This window comes from Streptomyces taklimakanensis, assembly GCF_009709575.1.
Taxonomy (GTDB): domain Bacteria; phylum Actinomycetota; class Actinomycetes; order Streptomycetales; family Streptomycetaceae; genus Streptomyces; species Streptomyces taklimakanensis.
Window position 1 is genome coordinate 4,950,390 of record NZ_WIXO01000001.1, and the last position, 16,730, is coordinate 4,967,119.

The 16,730-nt window shown below is 75.3% G+C and carries 14 protein-coding genes; 9 read left to right on the forward strand and 5 right to left on the reverse strand.

Translation table 11 applies throughout. The annotated features are described in order from the left end of the window. Window positions 1-91: 91 nt before the first annotated feature. From F0L17_RS21750 to F0L17_RS21760, 3 genes are read right to left on the reverse strand one after another with little or no spacing between them, the layout of a single operon-like run. A complete protein-coding gene (locus F0L17_RS21750; RefSeq protein ID WP_155072376.1) occupies window positions 92-1,255 on the reverse strand; it encodes an MAB_1171c family putative transporter in 1,164 nt (387 codons plus the stop codon). Next, window positions 1,252-1,806: a hypothetical protein gene (locus F0L17_RS21755; protein ID WP_162466538.1), complete on the reverse strand. Its 555-nt coding sequence runs from the start codon at window positions 1,804-1,806 to the stop codon at window positions 1,252-1,254. The genes F0L17_RS21750 and F0L17_RS21755 overlap by 4 nt, the downstream gene beginning before the upstream one ends. Next, entirely contained in the window at window positions 1,803-2,261 is a 459-nt protein-coding gene (locus F0L17_RS21760) for an XRE family transcriptional regulator (protein WP_155072377.1), read from the reverse strand. The genes F0L17_RS21755 and F0L17_RS21760 overlap by 4 nt, the downstream gene beginning before the upstream one ends. Before the next feature lie 666 nt (window positions 2,262-2,927). Between F0L17_RS21760 and F0L17_RS21765 the strand changes: the two genes are divergently transcribed. The 8 genes from F0L17_RS21765 to F0L17_RS21800 all read left to right on the forward strand — a co-directional run bounded on the left by F0L17_RS21765 (window position 2,928) and on the right by F0L17_RS21800 (window position 12,928). Continuing rightward, window positions 2,928-5,234 carry a hypothetical protein gene (locus F0L17_RS21765; RefSeq protein WP_155072378.1) on the forward strand — a complete coding sequence of 769 codons (2,307 nt, stop codon included), beginning with the start codon at window positions 2,928-2,930 and terminating at the stop codon, window positions 5,232-5,234. Between the two features lie 110 nt (window positions 5,235-5,344). After that, the gene (gene pelF, locus F0L17_RS21770) at window positions 5,345-6,868 is read left to right on the forward strand and encodes a GT4 family glycosyltransferase PelF (protein WP_155072379.1); all 1,524 of its coding nucleotides are present in this window, start codon (window positions 5,345-5,347) and stop codon (window positions 6,866-6,868) included. After that, on the forward strand, window positions 6,865-8,382 hold the full coding sequence (locus F0L17_RS21775) for a hypothetical protein (RefSeq protein WP_155072380.1): 1,518 nt from the start codon (window positions 6,865-6,867) through the stop codon (window positions 8,380-8,382). The genes pelF and F0L17_RS21775 overlap by 4 nt, the downstream gene beginning before the upstream one ends. 151 nt (window positions 8,383-8,533) lie before the next feature. Continuing rightward, window positions 8,534-9,571, forward strand: coding sequence for a GDP-mannose 4,6-dehydratase (locus F0L17_RS21780; RefSeq protein WP_155072381.1), 1,038 nt, complete (start codon window positions 8,534-8,536; stop codon window positions 9,569-9,571). A gap of 140 nt (window positions 9,572-9,711) precedes the next feature. Further along, window positions 9,712-10,425 (forward strand): nucleotidyltransferase family protein, encoded by a 714-nt coding sequence (locus F0L17_RS21785; RefSeq protein ID WP_155072382.1) that lies wholly within the window; start codon window positions 9,712-9,714, stop codon window positions 10,423-10,425. 9 nt (window positions 10,426-10,434) lie between these two features. Next, entirely contained in the window at window positions 10,435-11,406 is a 972-nt protein-coding gene (locus F0L17_RS21790) for an NAD-dependent epimerase/dehydratase family protein (protein WP_155072383.1), read from the forward strand. Further along, window positions 11,403-12,092 carry a spherulation-specific family 4 protein gene (locus F0L17_RS21795; RefSeq protein ID WP_162466539.1) on the forward strand — a complete coding sequence of 230 codons (690 nt, stop codon included), beginning with the start codon at window positions 11,403-11,405 and terminating at the stop codon, window positions 12,090-12,092. Before F0L17_RS21790 ends, F0L17_RS21795 begins: the two co-directional genes overlap by 4 nt. Continuing rightward, the gene (locus F0L17_RS21800) at window positions 12,089-12,928 is read left to right on the forward strand and encodes an endo alpha-1,4 polygalactosaminidase (RefSeq protein WP_162466540.1); all 840 of its coding nucleotides are present in this window, start codon (window positions 12,089-12,091) and stop codon (window positions 12,926-12,928) included. The genes F0L17_RS21795 and F0L17_RS21800 overlap by 4 nt, the downstream gene beginning before the upstream one ends. Before the next feature lie 89 nt (window positions 12,929-13,017). On the opposite strand, the gene F0L17_RS21805 is transcribed toward F0L17_RS21800, so the two are convergent. After that, window positions 13,018-14,691 (reverse strand): acyl-CoA dehydrogenase family protein, encoded by a 1,674-nt coding sequence (locus tag F0L17_RS21805; RefSeq protein ID WP_162466541.1) that lies wholly within the window; start codon window positions 14,689-14,691, stop codon window positions 13,018-13,020. A 305-nt stretch (window positions 14,692-14,996) separates the two neighbouring features. Between F0L17_RS21805 and F0L17_RS21810 the strand changes: the two genes are divergently transcribed. After that, complete coding sequence (locus F0L17_RS21810) at window positions 14,997-15,794, forward strand: PaaX family transcriptional regulator C-terminal domain-containing protein (RefSeq protein ID WP_155072384.1); 798 nt, start codon at window positions 14,997-14,999, stop codon at window positions 15,792-15,794. Window positions 15,795-15,876: 82 nt separating this feature from the next. On the opposite strand, the gene F0L17_RS21815 is transcribed toward F0L17_RS21810, so the two are convergent. Next, window positions 15,877-16,713 carry an alpha/beta fold hydrolase gene (locus F0L17_RS21815; protein ID WP_155072385.1) on the reverse strand — a complete coding sequence of 279 codons (837 nt, stop codon included), beginning with the start codon at window positions 16,711-16,713 and terminating at the stop codon, window positions 15,877-15,879. Window positions 16,714-16,730: the final 17 nt, after the last annotated feature.

The window sequence follows — 16,730 nt, forward strand, 5'->3', positions numbered from 1 at the left end:
TGCCCGAGGAGACCCCTGGCTCCGGGAGGTCTGCGGCTGACGGTCCGCGCCGCCGCCGCGTCCTCCCGTCACGTCCGTCACGCGCCGCCCGTCACGGTGCGGCCGATCCGGACCGCAGCGCCCGCGACAGCGCCACCAACTGCCGCACGTCGGCGTCCAGGTCGCCCTCGTCGGGCACGACGACGGGAACGGCGGAACCGGTCGCGGGACGCCCCTCGGCGTGCGCCCGCAGCGCCTCCCGCAGGCGCGGCGCCAACTCCCCCGGCGAGACGTCGGCCGGGCCGCCGCCCTCCTCGTCGAGCGCCGCGAGGTAGGGGCTGACACGCACCAGGCCGTCCCGGCACTCGATGACCCGGCGGTAGTAGCGGCGGTGCACCCCGCGCGGGCGCAGCGCGTCGCGCCACGGGCGCGCCGGCACCCGGTGGAGCGCGTCCTCGGGGAAGTTCCGGTGCAGCGCCGTCCACAGCGGCGCCAACAGCCGATAGGCCCGCAGGTGCCGCCACCACACGCGCAGCGCGGTCAGCCGCATCACCGCGGCCGGGTAGGTGACGCCGACCAGGATCAGCACGATGCCCGGCAGCAGGAAGAACACCGCCCCGAACCACCCCAGCGTCGTCTCGGCGGCCCCGGCGGTGTCCAGCGACGCGTCGACCCGGTCGCCACCGGCCCAGCGCAGCAGCACCGCGGGCACGAAGAGCGCGTCGGCCACCACGATCGCCGCCATGCCGAAGGAGGTGATCCGCAGCCCGCGCGCCAGCCGGGGTTCGGCGACGCGCGCGTAACGCCGGGTCCACAGCCATCCCAGGGCGAAGCCGGCGGCCAGGTAGAGGTCGGCCGTCACGTGGAACGCGGCCACGCTGGTGACGGTGTGGTCCCGGGTGCGGACCCCGTCGGGCGTCGCGGCCGTGGCGGCGGTCAGCGCGGCCACCCCGGCCAACAGCGCCAGGCCGTACCAGGAGGCCCGCCTGCGGGCCCGGTCGGGCTCCAGCGTGGAGAAGAGGTAGAAGTAGACCATGCAGTTGACCGCGGACAGCACCAGGACGTGCTGGACCAGGCGGGAGGTCATGGGGGCCAGGCCCAGGAACACCTCGTCGCGGTCGGCCGCGAGTCCGAAGGGGTAGGCCGCCGCCCAACAGACGATCAGTCCGGTGACCGACCACAGCGGCACGTCGCGCGGCGCGCGCGCCAGCCGGTGGACCATCCACGCCGACACCAGCAGGGAACCGGCGCCGTACAGGGTCAGCAGCAGGCTCACAGCCACCCCAACCGGTCGCCCAGGGAGGCCCCCATGCGGTCCGCCGCCGCGTCGGCGGAGGACCGGGGCGCCACGTGGTCCAGCACCGACGCCCACTCCAGGATGATCGTGGCCACCGTCTCCGCCTCCCACTCCTGCCGGTCGTCGTAGCCCGTGCGCCGCAGGGCCCGTCGCACGGCGCCCGGGTCGAGGTCGAACGTCGACGGCTCACCCGGCGCGGCCTCCCGGGTGCCGCGGTGCAGTCGGATCGGCGGTTCGTCGTCGTGGCCGCCGCCGCGGTGGTCGGCCAGGACGTGGCCCAGTTCGTGCAGGACGATGTGTCGTTGGTGGGCGCGGCTGGTCTCCTTCTGGAAGACGATGTAGTCGGCCCCGGGCGCCCCCACCCACATGCCGAACGGCCCCGGGACGGGGATGGGGTAGGGGACCAGCCGCAGGGGCCTGCCGCGCCGTCGTTCCACCCGTCGGCACAGCTCGGCCACGTCCAGGGGCGGCCGGATGTCCAGTTCCTTGAGGAGCCGCCGGCAGCGGCGGCGCAGTTCGCGTTCCCTCACGGTGACCGTTCCCCCTCGTCGGTGCGGTGCCGGCGGTCCAGCTCCAGGACGTGTTCGACGATCTCCACGGTCGCGGCCAGGGCTTCCGGGGAGAGTTCCAGGGCGCGCAGCGCCAGGTCGCGGACGCCCGTGTTCTCGGCCACGCGGGCCAGTTCGGCCTCCGCGGCGCGGGTGGCCTCCGTGGCGCGACCCCCGTCCAGGAAGGAGGAGGCGGGGACGGCGAAGAAGCGGGCCAGGGCGGTCAGCAGCTCGGTGGACGGGTGGCGCTTGGTGCCCTTGCGCAGGGCCGAGAGGTAGGCGCCGCTCACGCGTACGCCGGGATTCGCCCTCCGGACGGCCGAGGCCACTTCCTCGTTGGTGTACCGGCGCCCCGTCGGGCCGTACGGGCGCACCTCGTCGAAGAGCCGGTCGAGCCGCTCACCGGGCGCCGCCGGACCTCCCGCGTCGGACCTCACTCCCGCACCTCCACGCGCGTCGGACCGGGCGCCGCCTCGCGTCGCGCCGCGCCGGCCGTGGTAGGCACAGAAGGGTGGCAGGAGCGGGGAGGCGAGTCCAGTCGTGCGGCGGGGCGGTGCGCGAAGGTCGGGGGCGGGGCGGGCACGGGGAGGCCGGAAACCGCCTGACAGGTGGTATTACCGGCAAAAGGAACCGGCGCTATTCGGTCGAGTTGCCAAGGGGACCGCGCGGCGGTCGTCTCGTCGTACCGGCTGGTAGAGGCGGTCGGGCGAGTGGTTTACACCATTGTACCGGCAGCGTGTGGGCGAGACCCCGGGCTCCAGGGGTGCACGCCGGGGCGTGAGAAAGTGATTACGCTCCGGTTGATTCCGGTCACGCAAAGGCGAACAGGCGTCGACGTCTTGGCGGGAGGACGTTCGCGAGAGCCCCGAATGGCGCACCATGAACTCGGGAGCCGGCAGGCCCGGAGCGGTTGACGCGACGGGGTCCGAGCCGGCCGCCCACGGTGCCGCCGTACACCTCCGGGGAGGGGAGCCCCGGGTACCGCGACACCACCGCAAGGGGAGACGAAGTCCGCGCGACGGACCGGCGACGGCGTCCGCGGCTTCCGGGCATGGGACGGCACCGTGCGCTCGCGCGTACCGTCCGGGGGGAGTCACCAACCGATGAGGCATGTGATCCGCACCGCCGCGGCCGGCCTGGCCGCGGCCCTGACGGCGGTCCTCGTGCCGGTCGCCCAGGCCGGCGCCGAGGAACCGCCCGCACCACGCGTCGACCTGCGCGTCCTGGTCGTCGACGACGGCGGGCCCGCCGTCGACGCCATCGGCTCCGCGCTCGACGACGCCGGTACCCCGTACACCACGGTCGACCTGACCGACGCCGGACGCCCCACCGTGGACGCGGACTTCCTCGGCGACACCGTGGACGGCCGTCCGCGCGCCAGGTACCAGGGCGTGGTGCTGCCGGGCGAGAACCCGTTCGGCGCCGACTCGCCGGAGACGGCCGCGCTCGCCGCGTACGAGCGGGAGTTCGGCGTCCGGCAGGTCGACGCCTACACCTACGCCAACCCCGCCGTCGGTCTGAACTGGGCCCGGGACCCGGGCTACGCGGGCCCCCTGGACGGCAGGACCGCCCGGGTCACCGCCGCCGGGAAGGCCGGACCGTTCGGCTACCTGGAAGGCGGGGTGCCCTTCGAGGACAACGACCCGCGGATCGACGAGAGCTACGGCTACCTGGCCGTCCCCCTCGCCGACCCGCCCGAGGGCGCCGTGTTCACCCCGTACGTCGAGATGACCGTCCCGGGCACCGAGGCGAAGGGCTCACTGGTCGGCGAGTACGTCCACGACGGTCGCAGCGAACTGGTCGTCACGTTCGCCTACAACCGGTACCAGACGCAGTACCGGCTGCTGGCCCGGGGCATCGTGGCCTGGCTGACCGGGGGCGTCCACCTGGGCGTGGACCGCAACCACTTCGCCGTCCACGTCGACGACGTCCTCGCCGCCGACGACCGCTGGAACACCGAACTGAACTGCACCCCCGGCGACGTCGACTGCGGCGAGGCCGGCGAGGGCGTGGAGAGCGACCCGATCCGGATGACCGCCGCGGACGCCGAGTACGCCGCCCGGTGGTCCGCCGACCGCGGCCTCACCCTGGACCTGGCCTTCAACGGCGGCGGCAGCGTGGCCCACCGGGCCGAGAACGGCGGCGCCGATCCGCTCGCCGACCGGCTCCTGGCCGACCGGGACGACCACCGCTGGATCAACCACACCTACGACCACCCCTTCCTGGGGTGCGTCCAGGACACGACCGTGGTGCCGTGGCGGTGCGCGACCGACGAGGACGGGAACACCGTCTGGACGAGCCGGGAGTTCATCGCCGCGCAGATCGAGGACAACCTCGTCTGGGCCACCGCCCACCACCTGGAGGTCGACCCCTCCGAACTGGTCACCGGCGAGCACTCCGGCCTGGTCACCCTGCCGCAACAGCCCGTCGACAACCCCGACCTCGCGCCCGCGCTCGCCGACAACGGGGTCGCCTGGCTGGCCTCGGACTCCTCCCGGGAGAGCCGCCAGCGCGCCGTCGGACCGGCCCTCACCGTGCCGCGCCACCCGATGAACATCTTCTACAACGCCGGCCGGACCGTCGAGCAGGTCGACGAGTACAACTGGATCTACACCCGCGCCTCCGACGGCGGCAGCGGGATCTGCGAGACCGCCCCCAACACCACCTGCCTGGACGCCCCGCTGGACGTCCCGGCCGGCTACGAGTCCCACATCGTGCCGCTGGAGGCCCGAATCGCCCTCCGCCACGTGCTGTCCAACGATCCGCGCCCGCACTTCGTCCACCAGTCCAACCTGGCCGAGGACCGCATCGCCTACCCGGCGCTGAACCGGATCCTGGACGACTACGACGATCTGTTCGCCGACAACGCCCCGCTGGTCAACCTGCCGATGAGGGACATCGGCGAGGAGATGGCACGGCGCACGGCCTGGCGCGGGGCCCTGGACGGCGGGAACGTCACCGCCCACCGCACCGGCGACACCGTGACCGTCGTCGCGCCCGCCGGGGTGGACGTTCCCGTCACCGTGCCCGAGGGCACCACCCGGCGGGTCGACGGAACCGGACGGAGCGTCGGCGAGGCGTACGCGGGCCTGCGCACCGGCTGGGTCGACGCCGACGCCGGTGAACAGCGGGTGACCTTCGACCTGGGCGGCGCCCCCACGCCTCCCCCGAACCCCGAGGGGCCAAAGGAGCCGGAGGGGCCGGAGGGGCCCGTGGACCGGTGCCTTCCCGAACTCCCGCGCTTCCCGGAGCTCGTGGACCTCCTGGACCTCCTGGAGGAGCTGTGCGGCCGGCTCACGGCGGAGGCCGAGCGGTTCACCACCCCGGACGGGAAACCGCGCACACCCGTGGGCGTCCTCGAACCGGTGCCGTACGGCCCGGGGGACACCACCGTCCGCACCGGCGGCTGACCCGTGTCGGGGCCCGGCAGGGACCGACGGGAAACGACCGAACAGAACGGAACCGACCGGACCATCCGCCGGTCGTACCCGCTCCCGTACCCAGGAGACAGCGAACCGCCATGTACGGACCGTCGGCCGAACCGAGCCCCGGCACGCCCTCGGTGACCCTGCTCACCGAGGGGACCTACCCCCACGGCCACGGCGGCGTCAGCGTCTGGTGCGACCAGATGGTGCGCGGCATGCCCGACGTGGACTTCCGCGTCGTCGCCGTCACCGCGACCGGACGAGAGGCTCCCGTCTGGGAGGTCCCCGCCCACGTGCGCGCCGTCCACACCGTGCCCATGTGGGGTCCGCCACCGTCCGGGAGGGCCCCGCGCGGCCGGACCCTGCGCCGCTTCCTCACCCGTCTGGAGGGGTTCCTGACCGCCCTCCTCGACCCGGGGCAGGAGCACCTCTTCACCGCCGGCCTCCACGACCTGGCCGACCACGCGGACCGGGGCGAGCTCTCGCCGGCCCTGCGCACCGAGGGCGCCGTCCGCGCCCTCGTCCACCTGTGGAACCGACCCGCCCTGCCCACCGCCGCCGCCCGGCCCACCCTCCACGACGCGCTGACCGCCATCGACCTGCTGGAACACGCCCTGCGTCCGCTGGCCGCGCCACCGGTCGTCGACGGGGTCACCCACGCGGTCAGCGGAGGACTGGCCACCTTGCCGGCGCTGGTCGCCCACCGCCGCCACGGCGTCCCGTTCCTGCTCACCGAGCACGGCGTCTACCTGCGCGAGCGCTACTTGGGCAGCCGGGCCGACCCCCACCGGTGGCCGGTCAAGGCGCTGATGCTGGGCTTCTTCCGGCTGTTGGCGCGGGAGGGCTACCGGTGCGCCGCGCTGGTCACTCCCGGCAACCGCTACAACCGCCGCTGGGAGGAGCACGGCGGCGCCCCGCCCGAGCGAATACGCACCGTCTACAACGGCGTCGACCCCGCCGCGTTCCCGCCCGCCGGGCCCGAACCGGAGACGCCGACGCTCAGTTGGGCCGGACGCATCGACCCGATCAAGGACCTGGCGACCCTCGTCCGCGCCTTCGCGCTGGTGCGGAAGGAGGTGCCCGAGGCCCGGCTGCGGATCTTCGGAGGCACTCCGCGCGGCGCGGAGGGCTACCGCGCGGAGGTGGCGGAACTCGCCGCCGAACTGGGCGTCGGCGACGGCGTCGCCTTCGAGGGACGCGTGGAGGACATCCGGGACGCCTACGCCGCCGGGAACGTGGTGATGCTCTCCAGCGTCAGCGAGGGCTTCCCCTTCACCCTGATCGAGGCCATGTCCTGTGGACGCGCCACCGTCTCCACGGACGTGGGCGGTGTGCGCGAGGCGGTGGGGGAGTGCGGGCTCGTGGTGCCGCCCCGCGACCCGGAGGCCATGGCACGGGCGGCGCTGCGGCTCCTGGGCGACGCGGGGACGCGAGCCCGGATGGGGGAGGGCGCCCGACTACGGGTGATCGAACAGTTCACGCTCCGACAGACCATCGGGGCCTTCCGCGACATATACCACGAACTCGCCGCCGGGCGGACCGGAGCCGGGGGACGGCCCGACCGGGCGGAGCGGACCCACCCCCTCGTTCTGGCCCGGGCCGCGGGAGGTGCCGGATGAGCGGCACGCTCAGGCTCGTTCCCGGCGCCCCCCGGCCGGAGGGCGGGCGGGCGACGCCCCGGCCGCGGCGGCGGCCGAGCCGGTCCGTCGACCCGCTGGACGAACTGGCGCGCGAGACGGCGGAGGTGTGCGCGGCGGCCGTCCACCCCGACGAGATCGCCGCCCACCTGGAGGCCCAGGGACTGACGAACGAGCAGATCGAGCGCCGCTACGGACGGCGGGACACCTTCGAGGTCGCCGCCGAACTCTTCGCCAGGGTGCCGCGCGCCCACCCCGAGCCCCCGCCCACCCCCGACCCCTGGCGGGCCGATCCGGTCAACGCGCTGCTGCGCGGGCTGGTGTTCACCCTCCCCGGACTCGGCTACGCGCTGGGCGCGCCCTTCCTCACCGGGGCTCCCGGCCCACTCGGTCTGCCCTCCGGCACGGGAGCGCTGGTCGCCTCCGCGCTCGCCGCCTGGGCGTGGAACCAAGGTCTGGCGCACCGCGCGTACGCCGCGTCGGCGACGGGCGGACGCGCGGCGGCCGGACGCGTGCTGCGGACGGGCGCTCCGCTGGGCGCGGCGGTGGCGCCGGTGGTGGCGCCGGCGGCGGAGGCCGCGCTGCCCGGGGCGCCCGCACCCGGCGCGGCGCTCGCCTTCGCCGTCGGACAGGCGGTGTACCTGGTCGGGGCCACCGCCCTGCTGGTACTGGGACGCGAACGGCTGCTGTTGCTCGCCCTGCTGCCGTCGACGGTGGGCGCGGCGCTGCTGCTGCCCGGCTCAGCCGCCGGTTCCGCCATCGGGGCCGGCGCCGGAGCGGACGCGGCGGCCCGCACCGCCGTCCTGGTCCTCACCGTCTGCGGGGTGTCGGTGATCGCGGCACGGGAGACCGTCCGGGCCGTCGGGGAGGCGGGGGCGAGGGGGGACCCCCGTGGGGCGGGGCCCGCGCGGCGGGCGTCCCTGCCGTACGGGCTGTTCGGCCTGGGCTGCGGCGTGCTCACGACCCTGGCCGCCCTGGGGGACGTGCTGTGGCACGGCGCGGGCGCGGCGATGGCCGGGTCCGTGGTCGTCGCCCTCACCCTCAGCATGGGCGCGGCCGAGTGGTCGCTGTACCGCTGCCGCTCCCTGGCGCTGGCCGCGCTGACGGCCGGCACCACCGTCACGGGGCTGCCGTGGCGGGCCGGGCGGGCCCTGGGGGTGTGTCTGGCCGGGTACCTCGCGGCTCTGACCGTCCTCGTCCTGAGCGCCGACATGCTGTGGAGCGACGGCCCGCCGCCCGACCGGGTCCGACTGCCCGCGGTCCTCGCCCTGGGCGCGGTGCTGTGGACGGGCCTGCTGCTCCAGGCGTTCGGCGCCGCACGGCTCCCCGCCGCGGTGGTCCTGGTCGCCGCCGCGGCCGACACCGCCGCGATCGCGTGGCACCTGCCCGGGCCGGGCGGACCGGCCGGCATCCACCTCGTCGTCTGCGGTGCGGCGGCCGCCGTCCTGGTCGCCGCCGCCACCGCACGACTCGGCCGGATCACCTCCCACCGCTGACCCGCCCCATCGGAACCCCGTCGGTACCCCACCGGCACCCCACCGGCACGGCGACGGCCGACCGCCGGGCGGACCGCAACGACAACGGCACCACAGCGAACAGGACCGACCACCAGCCGGCGCCACAGCCGGCGGAAACGGAGTCACGCCCATGACCGCAGCAGCACCGGAACCGTCGACGTCGCGAACGTCGGCCGGGACGACGGTCGCCGTCACCGGCGCCGAGGGGTTCATCGGCTCGCACCTGGTCGAGGCGCTCGTCGCCGCCGGCCACCGGGTGCGCGCGATGGTGCAGTACAACTCCTTCTCCTCCTTCGGCTGGCTGGAGACCCTGCCGAAGGAGGTGCTGGACGCCACCGAGATCGTCCTCGGCGACGTCCGCGACCCCGGCTCGGTCAACGGACTGGTCAAGGGCACCGAGACCGTCTACCACCTGGCCGCGCTCATCGCGATCCCCTACTCCTACCGCGCCCCGCACAGCTACGTGGAGACCAACGTCACCGGCACCCTCAACGTGCTGGAGGCCGTACGGCACCTGGACGTCCCGCGCCTGGTGCACACCTCCACCAGCGAGACCTACGGCACCGCCCGGACGGTGCCCATCACCGAGGACCACCCCATCAACACCCAGTCCCCGTACGCCGCCTCCAAGGCCGGCGGCGACCGGCTCGCCGACAGCTACCACGCCGCCTTCGGCACCCCCGTGGTCACCCTGCGGCCGTTCAACACCTACGGGCCGCGCCAGTCCATGCGCGCCGTCATCCCCACCGTGATCGGCCAGATCGCCGCCGGCCGCCGCACCATCACCCTCGGCGACCTGCGCCCCACCCGCGACTTCACCTACGTCGAGGACACCGTCGCCGCCTTCCTCGCCGTCGGCACCGCGCCCGCCGAGGCCGTCGTCGGACGCACCTTCAACGCCGGGACGGGCGGCGAGATCTCCGTCGGGGACCTGGCCGCCCTCATCGGCAAGGTCATGGAGACCGACGTGGAGGTCCTCCAGGACACCGAGCGCGTACGCCCCGCCGACTCCGAGGTGATGCGCCTGGTCTGCGACGCCTCCCGGCTGCGCGCCGCCACCGGCTGGGCTCCGCGCCACGACCTGGCGGAGGGCCTGGCCCACACCGTGGCGTTCTTCCGCGACCCGGCCAACCTGGCCCGCTACAAGACGGACCTCTACAACGTCTGACCGGCGGCCGACCGGCGTCTGACCGGCGGCCGACCGGCCCGCCCACCCGGACCGTCCGGACGACGCGAACCGTTCCACCCGCCGCGCGTCCGCGCGCCGTCCCGCGACCGTCACCCACCCCCGTGGAGAGGACAGCACCGATGCACGCAGTCATCATGGCCGGAGGCAAGGGAGTCCGGCTCCGCCCCTACACCACCGCCCTGCCCAAGCCCCTGGTGCCCATCGGCGACCGGCACGCGATCCTGGAGATCGTGATGCGGCAGCTCGCCGGCGCCGGGTTCACCAGCTGCACCCTGGCCATCGGCCACCTGGGCCACATCATCCGCGCCTACGTCGGCGACGGCACCCAGTGGGGCCTGCGCGTCGACTACGCCACCGAGGAGAGCCCGCTGGGCACCATGGGGCCGCTGCTGACGATGCTCGACCGGCTTCCGGAGCACTTCCTGGCGATGAACGGCGACATCCTCACCGACCTCGACTTCGGCGACGTGCTGCGCGCCCACCGCGAGACCGGAGCGCCCCTGACCATCGCCACCCACGCCCGCACCGTGGACATCGACTTCGGTGTGCTCGACACCGAGTCCGGGCGGGTCACCGGCTTCGCCGAGAAGCCCAGCATGGACTACCGCGTCTCCATGGGCGTCTACGGCGTCTCGCGCGCCACCCTCGCCCGCTACACCCCCGGACTGCCGCTGGGCTTCGACGAGGTGGTGCTCGACCTGCTGGCGGCCGAGACGCCGCCGCACGCCTACGAGTTCGACGGGTACTGGCTCGACATCGGGCGGCCCGACGACTACGACCGGGCCAACGCCGAGTTCACCGCCCGCCGCGGCCAACTGATCAAGGGAGCGTGACCGCACGCCATGCGCGTACTCGTCCTGGGAGCCACCGGCTATCTGGGCGGGCACATCGTGGAGCACCTGCGCGCCCTGCCGGGCGTGTGGGTGCTCCGCGCGGGGCGGGGGGACAGGTCCCGCCCCCGCCCCACGCCCGGACCGTCCGCCGCTCCGCCCGCCGCCGAGGAGCCCGATCCGGCCGTGGACCTCGCCACCGTCGACCCGTCCGAACTGGCCACGCTCCTGTGGGAGCTGAGCCCCGACGCCGTCGTCAACTGCGCGGGCGCGGTCGGCGGCGACGCCCTGCGGCAGACCGAGGTGAACGCCCGCGGCCCGGCCGTCCTCTGCGCGGCCCTGCGCGAGGCCGTCCCCGACGTCCGACTGGTCCACCTGGGCTCGGCGGCCGAGTACGGGCCGGGCGAGCCCGGCCACCCCGTGGCCGAGGACCACCCCACCCGCCCGGTCGGCCTGTACGGAGCCGCCAAGCTGGCCGGGACCCTGGCCGTCACCGACTCCGGCCTGAACGCCGTCGTCCTGCGGGTGTTCAACCCCGTCGGCCCCGGCGCCCCGCCCACCTCGCTGCCCGGCCGGTTCGCCGCCGAGCTGCGCCGGGCACTGCCCGACGGGGTGGTGCGCGTCGGCGACCTGTCCGCGCACCGCGACTTCGTCGACGCCCGCGACGTGGCCCGTGCCGCGGCCGCCGCCGCCCTCGCCCCGCGGCGGCTGCCGAAGGTCCTCAACATCGCCCGGGGACACGCCCGCCCGGTGCGGGACGTCGCCGAGGGGCTGGCCCGGGCCGCCGGCTTCGGCGGCCGGATCGAGGAGCGGGGAGCGGGCCCGGCCCGCTCGGCCGCCGTGGCCTGGCAGCAGGCCGACATCACCGCCGCGGGCGAGGCCCTGGACTGGCGGCCCCACCACACCCTGGGGGAGTCCCTCGCCGATCTGTGGAAGGCGGCGGAGACCGGACCGGGGGCCGAGGAGGAGGAGACACCGAGGTGAGCGCGTCGCGGCAGCGGGGGCACCTGCTCGTACCGCTGTACGTCCACCCGTCCGTGGACCCCGAGCCCTGGGAGGTGCTCGCCCGGGAACCGGGCGGACTGTACGGGGTGGTCGTCAACTCCGCCGACGGGCCCGGACCGTACCCCGACCCCGCCCTCGCCTCGGCCGCCGCCCGACTGGGGCGCGCCGGGGTGCCGCTGCTGGGGTACGTGGACACCGCCTACGGCGCGCGTCCCGCGCGTGCCGTGCTCCGGGACGTCCGCCGCCACCGCCGTTGGTACGGCGTCGGCGGCGTCTTCCTGGACCGCGCCGCCCCCGGGGCGGACTCCCTGTCCCACTACCGCCGCCTCGTGCGGGGAGCCCGGCTGCTGGGCGCGTCCACCGCCGTCCTCAACCCGGGCACCCACCCCGCTCCCGGGTACGCGGCGGCGGCCGACGTCCTGGTCACCTTCGAGGGGCGCTGGGAGGACTACCGGGGCATCACCGTGCCCGCGTGGGTCCGGGAGCACCCGCCGCACCGCTTCTGCCATCTGGTGTACGCCGTCCCCGGAGGGATGGGCGCCGAAGCGGCCCGCACCGCGCACGAGCGGGGCGCGGCGGTGCACTGCGCGGTGCCGGGGGAGGGCGCCAACCCCTGGCGGTCCGTCCCCCTGCCCGCGCCCGGCTGCGGGAGGATCGCCCCGTGACCCGCCGCCCGTCCCGCGCCGTCCGCCCGTCCCGCCCGTCCCGCGCCCTCCGTGCCCTCCTCGTTCTGCCGCTGCTGGTGACGGCCTGCCTCGCGGGCGGGAGCGGGCCGGAGGGGCCCGACCGCCGGGGCGGGGACGCCCGGTGGCGGCCGGAGCCCGGCACCACCTGGCAGTGGCAGCTCCAGGGCCCCGTCGACCCGGAGGTGGACGCGGAGGTCTTCGACATCGACGGCTTCGAGAACGGTGCCGGAACGGTCGCCGAGCTGCACGCCCGGGGCCGGAAGGTGATCTGCTACCTCAACGCCGGTGCCTGGGAGGACTTCCGGCCCGACCGCGACGCCTACCCGCCCGCCGTCCTGGGCCGGAGCAACGGCTGGCCGGGCGAGCGCTGGGTGGACGTCCGCCGGCTGGACGCGTTGCGCCCGATCCTGGCCGCCCGGATGGACATGTGCGCGGAGAAGGGCTTCGACGCCGTCGAGCCCGACCTCCTCGACGGTTACCGCAACGACACCGGCTTCCCCCTCACCGCCGCCGACCAGATGGCGTTCAACCGCATGGTCGCCGACCTCGCCCACGAGCGGGGAATGTCGGTCGGGTTGAAGAACGACCTCGACCAGATCCCGGAACTGGTGGACGACTTCGACTTCGCGGTCAACGAGGAGTGCGCCGAGTTCGGCGAGTGCGCGAGGCTCGCCCCGTTCGTCGAGCGCGGCAAGGCCGTCTTCCACGCCGAGTACGCCCTGCCCACCGGGGAGTTCTGCGGCACCGCGCGGAAGCTGGGCCTCAGCTCGATCCGCAAGAGGCTCGCCCTGGACGCCTGGCGCCGCGCCTGCTGACGGAACGGCTCCCGGCGGCCGCGGGGACGGACCGCGGGCTCACGCCGGCCCCGGCGGCTCCGGGCGGTCGAGGGGCCGCGGCGCGTCACTCACCGTGTCGCGGCCCCGGAGGCGCCGAAAGCGTCGCCCTCCGGGCGGGCGCGTTCCAGGATCGCCGCGAGGTCCGCGCCGGCCGGGAGCGTGCCGAAGGCGTGGCCCCACGCGCCGCCCAGCCGGGAGGCGCAGAACGCGTCGGCGACGGCCGGGTGACCGTGGCGCACCAGCAGGCTGCCCTGGAGGACCAGCGCCAGTCGCTCGGCCAGCAGCCGGGCCTGGAGCTGGGCGCCCACCGGGTCCTTCAGCTCCGGCAGCATGGCCCGCACGCGCGCGACCGCCGCGTCCAGCCGGGCGTCGGCGCCGGCGGCGGCGTCCACCTCGGCCAGGACGGCGTCCAGCGAGGCGGGCTCCTTGGCCAGGGCGCGCAGCACGTCGAGGGCCACGACGTTGCCCGAGCCCTCCCAGACGGACAGCAGCGGCGCCTCGCGGTACAGGCGCGGCATGCCCGACTCCTCGACGTAGCCGTTGCCACCCAGGCACTCCAGCGCCTCGGCCGCGTGGGCGCTGCCACGCTTGCACACCCAGTACTTGGCCACCGCCGGCGCCAGCCGACGGAAGGCCGCCTCCCGCTCGTCGCCCGCGTGCGCGGCGTCCACGGCCGCCGCCAGCCGCAGTCCGAGGACGGTGGCGGCCTCCGACTCGATCGCCAGGTCGGCCAGGACCGTACGCATCAGCGGCTGGTCGACCAGCGCGGCGCCGAAGGCCCGCCGGTGGGTGGCGTGGTGCAGGGCCTGCCGCAGCCCGGCGCGCATGCCGGCCGCGGTGCCCAGGACGCAGTCCAGCCGGGTCGTGTTGACCATCTCCACGATGGTGCGCACCCCACGCCCGAGCTCCCCGACCGGCCAGGCCACGGCCCCGTCGTACTCCACCTCGGCGGAGGCGTTGGAACGGTTGCCCAACTTGTCCTTGAGGCGCTGGAGGTGCATGGCGTTGCGGGTGCCGTCGGGCAGCACGCGCGGCAGCAGGAAGCAGGACGGCCCCTCCTCGGTCCGCGCCAGCACCAGGAAGACGTCGCTCATCGGCGCGGAGGTGAACCACTTGTGGCCGGTGAGCCGGTGGCTGCCGTCGCCCACCGGAACCGCACGGGTGGTGTTGGTCCGCACGTCCGAGCCGCCCTGCTTCTCCGTCATCGACATGCCGGCGATCAGCCCGGACTTCTCGCGCGGGGGCCGTAGTCCGAAGTCGTAGGCACGGGCGGTCAGCAGCGGCTCGTGGACGGCGGCCAGCTCCGGCTGGGCGCGCAGCGCGGGGACGGCGGCGTAGGTCATCGAGATCGGGCAGCCGTGCCCGGCCTCGGCCTGGGACCACAGGTAGAACTTGGCGGCGCGCACCAGGTGGGCGCCGGGGCGGGAGTCGGCCCAGGGAGCGGCGTGTAGGCCGTGTTCCACGGCGGTCGCCATCAGGCGGTGCCAGGCGGGGTGGAACTCCACCTCGTCCACGCGCCGGCCCCAGCGGTCGTGGGTGCGCAGCCTCGGCGGGGTCTCCTCGGCCATCCGGGCCCAGTCCTCGACCTCGGGGGAGCCGGCCAGCGCGCCCAGCTCCCGCACCTCGGCCTCGCCCCACTCCGCGCCGTGGCGGCGCAGCGCCTCGACGACGGCGGGATCGTCGGCGGCGGTGAAGGGCGTCAGGGGAGGGGGCTGGTTGGTCACTTCGTGGGTGGCGCTCACGGCTACCTCCGGAGGCAGAAGGCGGTGGGGCGGCGGTGCCCGCACCTCGACATTACAGATTCGGAACGCGTGACGGAAGGTTGTAATGGCCTCGGCGGTTCACCCGGAACGATCTCGCCGACCGCCTCACCGACGCCATCGTCGGCCTCTGGCCGGCCCCCGGCACCGGCTGACCGACACCGGTCCCGACTGTCCGTGCGGACGAGGTGAGGAGCGTCCTGTCCCGGCGTGCCCGTCGTGACCTCGGCCTCGGCGCGTCGCCGACCGGTGGTCGTTCGTCGGACGGTGCCTAGAATGACCCGCCCATGAACGGCACCCACGGCACCCACGGCGCCGCCGTCCGGGGCACCCCGGACGGCGGCGACTCGCCCCTCCTTCGGCCCCTGACGGCCCGGTCGATCGTCCTGAGCACCCTCCTCGGCCACCATCCGCCCGCCCTGCCCGCCAGGGCCCTGGTGAGGGTGGGGGAACTGTTCGGGATCGCGGAGGGCACGGTGCGGGTGGCGCTGTCGCGGATGGTCGCGGCCGGTGACCTCGCCCAGCGCGCCGACGGCTCCTACGCCCTCACCGAACGCCTGCTCGCCCGCCAGGCCCGCCAGGACGACAGCCGCGCGCCCCGCACCCGCGACTGGCGGGGCGAGTGGGAGGTCGCCGTCGTCACCGCCGAACGCCGTGCCGCCGCCGACCGGGGCGCCCTGCGTCGGGCCATGGCCGTCCTGCGCCTGGCCGAGCTGCGCGAGGGGACCTGGCTGCGCCCGGCCAACCTGGTCCGCGACCGCCCGGCCGTCGTCACCGAACAGTGCACCCTGTTCACCGGCGCGCCCGAGGGCGACCCGGCGGCGCTGGCCGCCGCCCTGTGGGACCTGGACGGCTGGGCGGAACGTGCCCGTGCCCTGGTGGCGGCGGCCGACGCCGCCGAGGAGGCCGACGACCCGGCCCGACGCTTCACCGTCGCGGCGGCGGCCCTGCGCCACCTGCTCGCCGACCCCCTCCTCCCCGCCGACCTGCTGCCCGACGACTGGCCGGGTGCCGCGCTGCGCGCCCGCTACACCGCCTTCGAGGCCGACCTGCGAGCCGTCCTCCGGCGCCGGGCCGCGCTCTGACACCACCGGTTCCGGCGGCGCGCCGGCGCGGTGCTGTCGCCCGGCGACCGGGGCGGAAGACGGGTCGGGCGGGCGCGCTCCGTCAGGCGAGGAAGCCCAGCAGGACGGCGGCGAGCTCGGCCGGCGCGTCCTCCTGGACCAGGTGCCCGGCCTCGGGGAACGTCCGCAGTCGGGCACCGGGGACACGGTCCGCCAGCCGTCGTCCCCTCTCCACCGGGATCCATGCGTCGGCCTCGCCCCAGCACACCAGGACGGGGAGGTCCAGCGAACCGTACCGGTCCTCGATCTCGTCGGTGAACCGCTGGTCGGCCTGGGCGATCTGGCGGTAGAAGGCGGGCTGCCCCTCCTCGCCGAGCCACGGCTCCACCAGGCGGTCCAGCACGGCCGGGTGGAGACCGGGGCCACCGACCGAGGACACGTACTCGCGCACCAGGGCGCGGTGCAGAGGGGGCGGCAGCCGCTCGAACACCGGGGCGTGCTCGTGCACCAGACGGAAGAAGGGGGAGCCCCAGGGGGCCAACGCGACCGGGTCCACCAGGGCGAGCCGCCGGTAGCGGCGGCCGTGCAACAGGTGGGCCCGCAGTGCCACGGCACCGCCGAAGTCGTGGGCGACGACATCCGGTTCGGCGCCCGGTTCGGCCAGCCCCCAGTGGTCCAGCAGCTCGGCGAAGACCCGCCCCTGGGCGGCCAGTGAGACGTCCTGCCCGTCGTGCTTCGCCGAGGCTCCGTAGCCGGGCATGTCCCAGACGAAGACCCGATGGCGTTCGGCGAGCGCACGCGCGACGGCGCGCCACACGTAGGAGGAGAACGGCGTGCCGTGCGACAGGACCACCGCAGGCGCGTCCGCCTCGCCGAGGCGTTCCCAGCGGACCTCGCCGGAGGAGGCGGTGAAGGTCTCGGTCAACTGCCAGTCGCGCAACGGTCCGACCTCCCGAT

Excerpts from the sequence above, each read along its gene's own strand:
- F0L17_RS21765 (WP_155072378.1), top strand. The coding sequence starts at position 2,928 with ATGAGGCATGTGATCCGCACCGCCGCGGCCGGCCTGGCCGCGGCCCTG.
- F0L17_RS21790 (WP_155072383.1), top strand. The coding sequence starts at position 10,435 with ATGCGCGTACTCGTCCTGGGAGCCACCGGCTATCTGGGCGGGCACATC.
- pelF (WP_155072379.1), top strand. The coding sequence starts at position 5,345 with ATGTACGGACCGTCGGCCGAACCGAGCCCCGGCACGCCCTCGGTGACC.
- F0L17_RS21780 (WP_155072381.1), top strand. The coding sequence starts at position 8,534 with ATGACCGCAGCAGCACCGGAACCGTCGACGTCGCGAACGTCGGCCGGG.
- F0L17_RS21785 (WP_155072382.1), top strand. The coding sequence starts at position 9,712 with ATGCACGCAGTCATCATGGCCGGAGGCAAGGGAGTCCGGCTCCGCCCC.
- F0L17_RS21775 (WP_155072380.1), top strand. The coding sequence starts at position 6,865 with ATGAGCGGCACGCTCAGGCTCGTTCCCGGCGCCCCCCGGCCGGAGGGC.
- F0L17_RS21810 (WP_155072384.1), top strand. The coding sequence starts at position 14,997 with ATGAACGGCACCCACGGCACCCACGGCGCCGCCGTCCGGGGCACCCCG.